16 protein-coding genes are annotated in these 8,813 nt (G+C 52.3%); all 16 read left to right on the plus strand.

The features are described 5' to 3' along the window. The first annotated feature begins 160 nt into the window (after positions 1 to 160). The 16 genes from ACOTZF_RS24720 (at position 161) to ACOTZF_RS24795 (ending at position 8,335) form a co-directional block, all read left to right on the plus strand. On the plus strand, positions 161 to 1,096 hold the full coding sequence (locus ACOTZF_RS24720; protein WP_129318005.1) for a replication protein: 936 nt from the start codon (positions 161 to 163) through the stop codon (positions 1,094 to 1,096). Continuing rightward, positions 1,093 to 1,782: a replication protein P gene (locus ACOTZF_RS24725; protein WP_129318004.1), complete on the plus strand. Its 690-nt coding sequence runs from the start codon at positions 1,093 to 1,095 to the stop codon at positions 1,780 to 1,782. The genes ACOTZF_RS24720 and ACOTZF_RS24725 overlap by 4 nt, the downstream gene beginning before the upstream one ends. 1 nt (position 1,783) lies before the next feature. Continuing rightward, positions 1,784 to 2,083: a hypothetical protein gene (locus ACOTZF_RS24730; protein ID WP_023303590.1), complete on the plus strand. Its 300-nt coding sequence runs from the start codon at positions 1,784 to 1,786 to the stop codon at positions 2,081 to 2,083. Beyond that, positions 2,080 to 2,559, plus strand: coding sequence for a hypothetical protein (locus ACOTZF_RS24735; protein WP_241692342.1), 480 nt, complete (start codon positions 2,080 to 2,082; stop codon positions 2,557 to 2,559). The genes ACOTZF_RS24730 and ACOTZF_RS24735 overlap by 4 nt, the downstream gene beginning before the upstream one ends. Beyond that, positions 2,556 to 2,795 carry a hypothetical protein gene (locus tag ACOTZF_RS24740; protein ID WP_129318003.1) on the plus strand — a complete coding sequence of 80 codons (240 nt, stop codon included), beginning with the start codon at positions 2,556 to 2,558 and terminating at the stop codon, positions 2,793 to 2,795. The genes ACOTZF_RS24735 and ACOTZF_RS24740 overlap by 4 nt, the downstream gene beginning before the upstream one ends. Beyond that, positions 2,792 to 3,019, plus strand: coding sequence for a hypothetical protein (locus ACOTZF_RS24745; RefSeq protein WP_129318002.1), 228 nt, complete (start codon positions 2,792 to 2,794; stop codon positions 3,017 to 3,019). The genes ACOTZF_RS24740 and ACOTZF_RS24745 overlap by 4 nt, the downstream gene beginning before the upstream one ends. Further along, on the plus strand, positions 3,016 to 3,207 hold the full coding sequence (locus ACOTZF_RS24750; RefSeq protein WP_129318001.1) for a hypothetical protein: 192 nt from the start codon (positions 3,016 to 3,018) through the stop codon (positions 3,205 to 3,207). The genes ACOTZF_RS24745 and ACOTZF_RS24750 overlap by 4 nt, the downstream gene beginning before the upstream one ends. A gap of 2 nt (positions 3,208 to 3,209) precedes the next feature. Next, on the plus strand, positions 3,210 to 4,007 hold the full coding sequence (locus ACOTZF_RS24755; protein WP_129318000.1) for a hypothetical protein: 798 nt from the start codon (positions 3,210 to 3,212) through the stop codon (positions 4,005 to 4,007). A gap of 92 nt (positions 4,008 to 4,099) precedes the next feature. Next, the gene (locus ACOTZF_RS24760; RefSeq protein WP_129317999.1) at positions 4,100 to 5,026 is read left to right on the plus strand and encodes a hypothetical protein; all 927 of its coding nucleotides are present in this window, start codon (positions 4,100 to 4,102) and stop codon (positions 5,024 to 5,026) included. 20 nt (positions 5,027 to 5,046) lie between these two features. Further along, positions 5,047 to 5,322, plus strand: a complete 276-nt coding sequence (locus ACOTZF_RS24765; RefSeq protein ID WP_129317998.1) for a hypothetical protein — start codon at positions 5,047 to 5,049, stop codon at positions 5,320 to 5,322. Between the two features lie 178 nt (positions 5,323 to 5,500). Beyond that, the gene (locus ACOTZF_RS24770) at positions 5,501 to 5,956 is read left to right on the plus strand and encodes a YbcN family protein (protein WP_129317997.1); all 456 of its coding nucleotides are present in this window, start codon (positions 5,501 to 5,503) and stop codon (positions 5,954 to 5,956) included. Beyond that, positions 5,956 to 6,126, plus strand: coding sequence for a NinE family protein (locus ACOTZF_RS24775; protein WP_129317996.1), 171 nt, complete (start codon positions 5,956 to 5,958; stop codon positions 6,124 to 6,126). The genes ACOTZF_RS24770 and ACOTZF_RS24775 overlap by 1 nt, the downstream gene beginning before the upstream one ends. Beyond that, complete coding sequence (locus ACOTZF_RS24780; protein WP_129317995.1) at positions 6,119 to 6,760, plus strand: recombination protein NinG; 642 nt, start codon at positions 6,119 to 6,121, stop codon at positions 6,758 to 6,760. The genes ACOTZF_RS24775 and ACOTZF_RS24780 overlap by 8 nt, the downstream gene beginning before the upstream one ends. After that, positions 6,757 to 6,939 (plus strand): hypothetical protein, encoded by a 183-nt coding sequence (locus ACOTZF_RS24785; protein ID WP_045332559.1) that lies wholly within the window; start codon positions 6,757 to 6,759, stop codon positions 6,937 to 6,939. Before ACOTZF_RS24780 ends, ACOTZF_RS24785 begins: the two co-directional genes overlap by 4 nt. 109 nt (positions 6,940 to 7,048) lie before the next feature. Then, positions 7,049 to 7,738 (plus strand): bacteriophage antitermination protein Q, encoded by a 690-nt coding sequence (locus ACOTZF_RS24790; protein ID WP_129317993.1) that lies wholly within the window; start codon positions 7,049 to 7,051, stop codon positions 7,736 to 7,738. Between the two features lie 372 nt (positions 7,739 to 8,110). Beyond that, positions 8,111 to 8,335, plus strand: coding sequence for a hypothetical protein (locus ACOTZF_RS24795; RefSeq protein WP_129317992.1), 225 nt, complete (start codon positions 8,111 to 8,113; stop codon positions 8,333 to 8,335). The last annotated feature ends 478 nt before the right edge of the window (positions 8,336 to 8,813 follow it).

Raw genomic sequence — 8,813 nt, forward strand, 5'->3', positions numbered from 1 at the left:
GTGATCATAAGCTCCCCTGTATTCAGAGGAGCAGATTAACCCCTGGATCAATTTTCAACCGCTGGGGTGGATCAGTTTTGCACCGTTGGTAACAGGTTTAACTGTGTCGAACGTCGCTTACGCAAATTTCGCGGCGCACTCAGCCGCAAGGAGCAACAGGATGGAGAACCAGAAATCTGGTTACGTCCCGTTGTACCGGAGCATCAAGAAGAAGTCCTGGGCTAAGGATGTTTTCCTGCGCGCGCTGTGGGAGAACCTGCTCATTGACGCAGCCAGACAGCCATACACGGCATTCTTCAAGGGCAAGCAATGGCCTCTGCAACCCGGTCAACTGGTCGTCACTGCTGCGGATCTAGGCCTTCAGTTGTGTGACCGCCAGGGCAACCCGACAAGCCGCGACGCAGTGGAGAGAATGCTGTCTGTTTTCGTCCGCGAAGGGATGATTTCCATCGAAGGAGAGAAGCGAAAAGGCAGGGTGATCACCATCACGAACTACGTCGAATGTGCTCAAAAAATGGACGATTTACCCGCACATAAAGCCGCACATACAGGCGCACATGATGAAGCCAGTAACGGCGCGGGTTCAGATGGGTATACCGCACATAAGGCCGCACAATTCCCCGCACATCATGAACAAGAAGGTAATAACAAGAATATAAATAACTTATCGTCCGAGAATTCTGACGAATCCTCTGACGCACGTCTCAAGAAATTTTTATCAACTCATCCAGAAGCTGCGATTTACACACCATCCGGTGCTAAGTGGGGATCGGCTGAAGACCTCAAAACTGCCCAGTGGATTTCCACCAGGGTGAAGCTGATTAACCCAACCTGCAAAGCCCCGGACATGACCTCCTGGTCTAACACCGTTCGCCTGATGCGCCAGATAGACAACAGGTCGCACCAGGACATCTGCGCGCTGTACGACTGGGCAAGCAAACACCACTTCTGGCAGACCAACATCCTGAGCCCGGAAAGCCTGCGTAAGCAGTGGGACAAGCTGACGATGCAGCGCAATGCTGGTGGCGAGCAGCGCGCCGCTAAGCCGGATCTGGACTTCAACAACACTGACTGGGCTTATGGGGTGATTCGATGAAATCTCTTGCAGAGCAGATGCGTAACCACGACCGCGAGCAGATGAGCCGCATGGCTCATAACCTGCCAGAGCAGTACCAGGAACGCGCACCGGTCGAGCAGGTGGCTCAAGTGTTCAACGGGCTGTTCAACCAACTGCGTGCCGCGTTCCCGGCCAGCATGGCGAACTTCCGCACCCAGGACGACCTGAACGAATTCCGCCGTCAGTGGCTGCTGGCGTTTCAAGAGAACGGGATCCACTCAATGGCGCAAGTCGATGCCGGTATGCGCATTGCCCGCCGCCAGGAGCGCCCATTCCTGCCGTCGCCGGGCCAGTTCGTCGCCTGGTGCAAGCAGAGCGGCGGCGCGCTGGGCGTCAACGTTGACCAGGTGATCGCCGAATACTGGGACTGGCGTAACCGTTCGTTTGAATTCACCTCCAGTGAGCATTTCCCCTGGTCGCAGCCGGTCATGTACCACATCTGCGTTGAACTGCGCCACCGCAGCACAGAGCGCCAGTTAACGCATGGTGAGTTGGCGCGCGAAGCGGGCGATCTGCTGGACATGTGGGAGAAGCGCGTCACCGAGGGTAAACCAGTGCCGCCGGTACGCCGGGCAATTGCAGCGCCTGCCGCAGAGCATGGGCCAACGCCGATCCAGCTGCTTCAGGCCAAGTACAACCGCAACAAGTCGAACGGGATGGTGTGAGATGAAAGGAAAACAGGCAATTCTGCGTTATCTCGAAACGCACCGGACCTTCACCGCGAAGGATGTGGCCACAGAGTGCGGCATGACCATCAACTGCATCACGAAGAACGCCATCGATCTGGAGCGGGCCCGCAAGATTGTCCGGGTGAGCAAGGTCTGGAGAACGGTGACTTATCGCCTGGCGACACCAGAAGAGCAGGCCGGTACGGCACGAAGCTGTACCAATGGGATATTTCAGGAGTGCCGCAACAGTCCGGCGATGAGAAGGGTATTGATGGTTTGGGGGAGGGTAGGGGTATGAAATTATTTGAGATGGAAGGTTTTCTGCGTGGCAAATGCTTGCCTGGCGACATGAAGGTAAACGAAACGAACGCCGAATACCTGGTGCGTAAGTTCACTGAGTTAGAGCAGAAGCTTGCAGAGTCTCAGCGCGAGTTCCGCGCAGCTGATGCGACTATCGAGAATCTGCAGATGAAGCTCAATGCAGAACGTGAAGCTAAGTTGGCGCTGGCTGCGGAGAATGCGGGGCTGAAGAAATTCTGCAAAGACGCTGCGTTCGATGCTGATTACGAAGCTGAATTAGGCATGGATCGCGGCGGATTCACTGATGCGCTTAACGACATCAAAACCCCAGCAACGGACGCTTTCCTGGCTGAAGTGCGGGCGCAGGGGGTGGAGATGTTCGCCAGAGAAACAGAAAAACTCGAATGGCATGAATCAACAGTAAGATTTGTGCTGAAGTTCGCCGACCAGCTTCGCAAAGGAGTGCAGTCATGACACATCGCAAAATAGTCAATCGTATGCGCAAGGCTCAGCGCGTCAGCTCTTTAAAGATGAGTGAGCTTATCGAGGTCGGCATGGTCGGCGGGCTGGGTGAGAATGATGTGGAAATTCACAACATCTGCGTGGATGCCCACAACGTGCATGTTGGAATCTGGAATAAACTTCAGCGCTACATCAATCAGTTAACTCGCAAGCCTGTCGCAGTAAAGAGCAAAGGAGTGCAGTCATGAGCAACGAAGCAATGAAAATGGCATTAGCAAAGCAGTTGACGATTGCCCTGCAAAACCTCGGTGCTCCTGTCGAATTGCTCTGCATCGTTGGGAGCTACGGAGATACGCAGACTGACTCTGACATTCTAGAAATGCTTGCGCAGTATAACGAACGTGGCACCTGCATGGATGTGATTATCGCGCCTGAATTCACCTGGAAACCAAATCCTGGAGCAGCCCAATGAGCAACATCGACAAACTGCAGATACGCGCCGAAGAAGTTGAGCCTGGCGATGTAATTATCACCTCTCAAGGAAAGCGATACACGGTCGAATCATTCTGGATGGTAGATGACGCCGTTACCCTGTTCGGGACTGATGGTTCTGAAACCGAATATGACTACGACGAAATGCTCGACGTGGAAAGGGGATGATCATGAGCACTATTACCAAAGAATTCACCAAGGAGCAGTTAATCGAGCAAGCTAAAAGTAGCATTGAGCGATATACAAAAGCTGTGGCTGGCTTCCCACGCCACCTGAATGTAGCAATGGACTTAGAGCTGGCGCGTATCGCGCTGGCATCGCTCGAAGCGGAGCCTGTGGCGTGCATGGGAAATGGCGCACTTTACCATAGCGAAGAAGAGGCCCGTGCTGATGCCAGATACATCTTACAACCGCTATTCACCGCCACGCCAGCGCCGGTATCTGTGCCTGACTTTGGCGCATTAACGAAATGCATCGTTCAGCGTCTGGTTGATTATGGTGCTGCGGATGATGACGCTATCGCCAGCGCGGAGGAGTTTGTTTACAACGCATGCCGCGCCGCCATGCTTCAGGGTGCCGAACCTGTAACGACGGCTAACAAGTTGCCGGATGATTTCGACTTCGATCGCTTCAATGATGTCGTGTGGCTGGAGGCTGTGGCAAGCAATCCGCACATGCATTCACCAACAACTTCGACCATCGCTATGGTGGCTTTGGAGCTCAATAAGCGACTGGAGGCTGGCAACTCTCCGGTGATTCCGGATGGTTGGGTGGCTGTTCCAGTGGAGCCCACAGAAGACATGATCGTCAATGGGTTCGAGTCAGAGCCAGATGAGAGATTTAGCGATGCGGAGGAATGGGAAGCATACGAAGCTATGAGCGGATGTCAGCAGGCGGCTCACCGGGCGAGGTTGTGCTGGTCTGCGATGATTGCGTCACGACCGAAGTTAAAACATGATCTCACTTGAGTATTTTTATTTTTAATCTCGCTATCATAGGGTGTTTTCTGATTTAGAGAACACCCTCAATTATTAAATAAATCAAAGGAATAAGCTCAATTATGCCACAGCAGAGATCAACCTCTTTGAGGACAATTCCTCTGGATTTAGAGGTTAAACAAGAAGCGGTAATTAATGGTATTGAGATGGGAGTTCTTGATAACGGAATTCCATATCTCACGCAGAGCGGGCTTGCAAACGTCTGTGGCGTTCAGCGATTAAGGATTAAAGAAATCACTGACGAGTGGGCGCAGTCAGTTGAGCATGGTGTTTTCCGAAAAGGTAGGATGACATTTATTGGTACATACCTTCTGAATGAAGGTTTTACTGATGAAAAGTTGTACATCCCTATCATTCGCAATGGTGTTGAGTACCATGCTTATCCAGATGTCGTCTGCATGGCAATCTTGGAATACTATGCATTCGAGGCCAAGCAAGCTGAAAGTGAAACTGCTATAAGATCATATCGTGAACTGGCGAAAAAAGGGCTTAAAACTTTCATATATGAAGCTCTCAAATATCAGCCTGAGGATCCATGGCGCCATTATCACGACAGGGTTTCACTTCTCAAAGATAAAGGCTCAGTCCCTGACGGATACTTTATCATCTTTAATGAAATCGCAGGTATGATGGTTGATCTCATCAATGCTGGCTTGGCTATAAACCAACATACTGTTCCTGATGGAAGTGTCGGAAGTTGCTGGGCTCGCCATTGGAACAGTCAAGAGTTGGGGCGTGAATTTGGGGAACGGGTTGATTATGAGCATTATTACCCAGAAGATTTTCTCCAGGCTCGGTCTAATCCACAGATAATCAATGCTTACCCTGACGGTGCTCTATCTGAATTTCGTAGATGGTTCAAACATCAATATCTTACGACCAAATTCCCACCTTATATATTGAAAAAGTCAAATGTGCTCCCTGGGGGTAAAGAGGATGCTACTCGCTTGATTGAAGCATTCAAGCAAGCAGGAATCGAAGGCAAATAATAACAGACAGGAGATCGGTCATGCAGGATTACATCGTTTTTGGACACGGATATGACGGTGATGTTAGGCAATTTGATGATAACCAAGATGTTGTTCGTGTTGTATCAAAGCCAGTAATGATGAAAGCTTGTGAGATAACACCACCTGGATCTGAGTTACGTTTTTACGATCTCAACGTTAACGTGATGGAGTGCAATGGAAAAAGATACAATGTGGCTGCTAATAATTTACCTTCTAAGGAAGAATTGCAACTCGCTGTCATGAGGGGCGAACCAAAACCGGTGCCTCACAGGTGAATTGATTTTCCATAATCAACCCGCCATAATCATGTCATCGGAGCCTGAACAACTCCGGTGACTTCTGCGCATTTAAGGGGACTTAAATGCGACCACAATCTGAACTCCTCACCTTGTCACAGATGCAGAAATGCACCTGCGATTTTCTGCATTCTGCGGTTTCCGTTAAGGAGGCCGTATGACTCTGCCAGTAGACGGCATCAAACTCCATAGCGGCAACTTCGCGGCCATTGGCCAGCAGATTCAGCCATTGCTGGATGCCGGGCAATGTTTCCGCCTGCAAGTCAAACCGTGGCGCGAGAAGCGCAGCCTGTCGCAGAACGCGCTCAGCCACATGTGGTACACGGAAATCAGCGAATACCTCATCGCCCGCGGTAAGGCCTTCGCTACGCCTGAGTGGGTTAAAGACGCGATGAAGCACACCTATCTCGGCTACGAAAGCAAGGACCGGGTAGACGTCGTGTCCGGCGAGGTCACCACGGTCCAATCTCTCCGCCATACGTCCGAGCTGGAAACCGGCGAGATGTACATTTTTCTGTGCAAAGTCGAAGCCTGGGCGATGAATATCGGCTGCCACCTGACCATTCCGCAGAGCTGTGAATACCAGCAACTGCGCGATAAGCAGGAGGCATGATGTCTACTCCACTTTCTCGCGTCATCACAAACGAAATCTTCCGCCTCCCGGCGCGCCGCCAGCGCAAGCCAGAGGTTAAGCCGTCCGACATCCCGACCCTGAAAGGCTATACCGCCCGCCTGGTGGATCAGAAATGGCTGCGACTCGCGGCACGGAGGGCACATGGCTAAGTTACCGCGCCGCAAGTGCGCCCACAAATCGTGTCGTCAGTGGTTCCACCCGGTACGCGACGGGCAAGTTGTTTGCAGCTTTGAGTGCGCCAGCGCGATTGGCAAAGAACAGACCGCAAAAGCCCGTGAAGCCGCCAAGAAGAAGGAAGCGCATCGCCAGCGCACCGAAGAGAAGGCAGGCCGCCAGCGCCGTAAAGCGCGATTGGCAGAGCTCAGACCTAACGGTTACTACAAGGCGCAGGCTCAGCAGGCATTCAACGCCTACATCCGTGCGCGTGATGCTGATTTGCCATGCATCAGCTGCGGCGAGACCAATCCGCCTGATCTGCATGGCGGCCAATGGGACTGCGGCCACTTCAAAACGGTCGGTGCCAACCCTGAGCTGCGCTTTGAAGAACGCAACGCCCATAAGCAGTGCAAATCCTGTAATGCCGGGGCTGGTAAGTTCACCGCCAAAGAGGCGACGGTCGCGAAGCAATACGAAGCTGGCCTGGTCGCTCGTTACGGGCAGGATTACGTCGACTGGCTCAATAGCCCCCACGAAATGACCAACTACCGCCGGGAAGACTTCATCCGGATCCGCGATGAGTACCGCGCCAAGCTCAAGGCACTGAAACAGCGGGAGGCCGCATGAAACTTGAATCTTTATTTCTGCTGGCCTTTTACCTCATTCCGCTGATCGCGATGGGCATTATCAGTCATATCAATTACAAAAAATGTCGCATTCAGTTCTCAGCAATCAGTAAAGGTATTCGGTTTCAAAGAAAGTACCAAATGCTGAAAAGCCTTCACCCAGACCGGGAGGACTTATGAATTTTTCAGAACTTCTCCGGTATCAGGCAGAAAGCGTTAAGCGCGCCAGCCTGCCACCAGTAGCAAAGCACAGCCGGACCAAAACCAATCAGCCACAGAAGGAAGCCGCATGAACAGTCAGCAACTGGAATACGTACGTCAGCAGCTCATTGTGGCGACCGCAGATCTGAGCGGGGCGACGAAAGGGCAACTGGTAGCTTTCGCCGAGAACGCGCAATTCACCGCGACGGCGCGCAGCCGGGGCCGGAAAAAGGTATTCGACAATGATAAGCAGCGCATGGTCAACCCGGACGGACCACCGATGAGTGGCAGTCAGTCACGTGCCAAGGGATCGTCAATCGCGCTGGTCAGCCCGGTAGAGTACGGAACCGCATCGTGGCGCCGCGCTGTCCTGTCGCTGGAAGACCACCAGAAAGCGTGGCTGCTCTGGAATTACAGCGAGAATATCCGCTTCGAGTACCAGATAGCGATTACCCAATGGGCCTGGGCGGAGTTCCTGGAGCAGCTCGGCGCGAAGAAGGTGGCCGGCAAGACGATGGATCGCCTGAAGAAACTTGTCTGGCTGGCGGCGCAGGACGTGAAGGCAGAGCTGGCGGGACGTGAGACGTATGAATATCAGGCGTTGGCGGAGCTGGTGGGCGTGGCTAAATCCACCTGGACAGAAACGTATCTGCCTCACTGGCTGGCTATGCGTAACAGCTTTAAGCGGCTCGATAGCGGTGCGCTTATCTCCGTAACGCGATCACGTTCACAACAAAAGGCGACAAATTTAGATGTAAGTCTTGCAAAACCGAACTGAAACGCATATATTTCATGTAAATCTGATATCGTCGCCATAGCTTCGTAGGTCGACAAAGAATTAACAGCCTCGCCATCGTGCGGGGCTTTATTTTACATCCGAGAATTTTGCCCAAAGGTATGCCTTGAGGCGAGCGTTTCGGGTTGGGTGCGCCAAAGGAGCCATCGTAGGCCAGACCTCTTTGAGGGCGGCAGTATCGTGAGAACTGCAAACCGATGACCGCCGGGAAAGTCCGGCATCAGAAAGAATGACAGAGCCCGAGGTTAACGCCTTGGGCTTTTTAGTTGGCTATGGCTAGATAGGCCAATCGAAAAGCGGTATCGTCACCGCCTGCCATAGCGAACAATGACGAGCAATTAAGACGAGGTTGATATGGACTTTGATTCAAGCTCCACGGTAATGGAATTTAAGCATGCCTTTCCTATTCCTGATGGTCTTTACTGGGATGGAAAGCGTTTCGACACTATTAGCGGATATGTTGAGAGTGAAGCGACTGCTGATATGTATACCAATCTGCTTTCTGGCTTTATTGCAGGGTTAGAAGCGAGCGGAAGGATGACTGATTTCACCGTCGAACCATTCAACCGAAACCCATAAGGAAGAAATTTAAAACAGGTCGCTTAGGCGGCCTTTTTTGTATCTGCACAACAGGAAAGAGCATTGGCGTGAAGGGCTCATAACCCAACCCACGCAGCAGCATGGAGTTGGCGCGAAGTGCTCAGTGCTCTGTCCGTTGTGGTGTAACTCAATTCCCGCTTGCGGGTTAGATGGGTAGAGTAATGCATCAACTGGCATAGCCAGCATGGCAGGCATGATGCTAATGCTGAACCTGAGTATCGGTTCGAGTCCGATCGCCACACACCAGAACCCACTACCTGGGACCCTTCGGCCGGAGAGCCGACATTGCCTTACCCTCACATTGCCAGCCTGTCGCTGGCTTTTTTATTTTCAGGCTCCGGGAACCATCATCGACACGCCTACTTGTTAAATCGTCCCGAGGGCCTGAACCAACTACACACGGAATAAATATGTCTGAGACCTTCACTATCGTAGGCGTTGGTCTTACATCGTCATC

The organism is Enterobacter cloacae complex sp. SHL021, assembly GCF_049237765.1.
GTDB lineage: Bacteria > Pseudomonadota > Gammaproteobacteria > Enterobacterales > Enterobacteriaceae > Enterobacter > Enterobacter cloacae.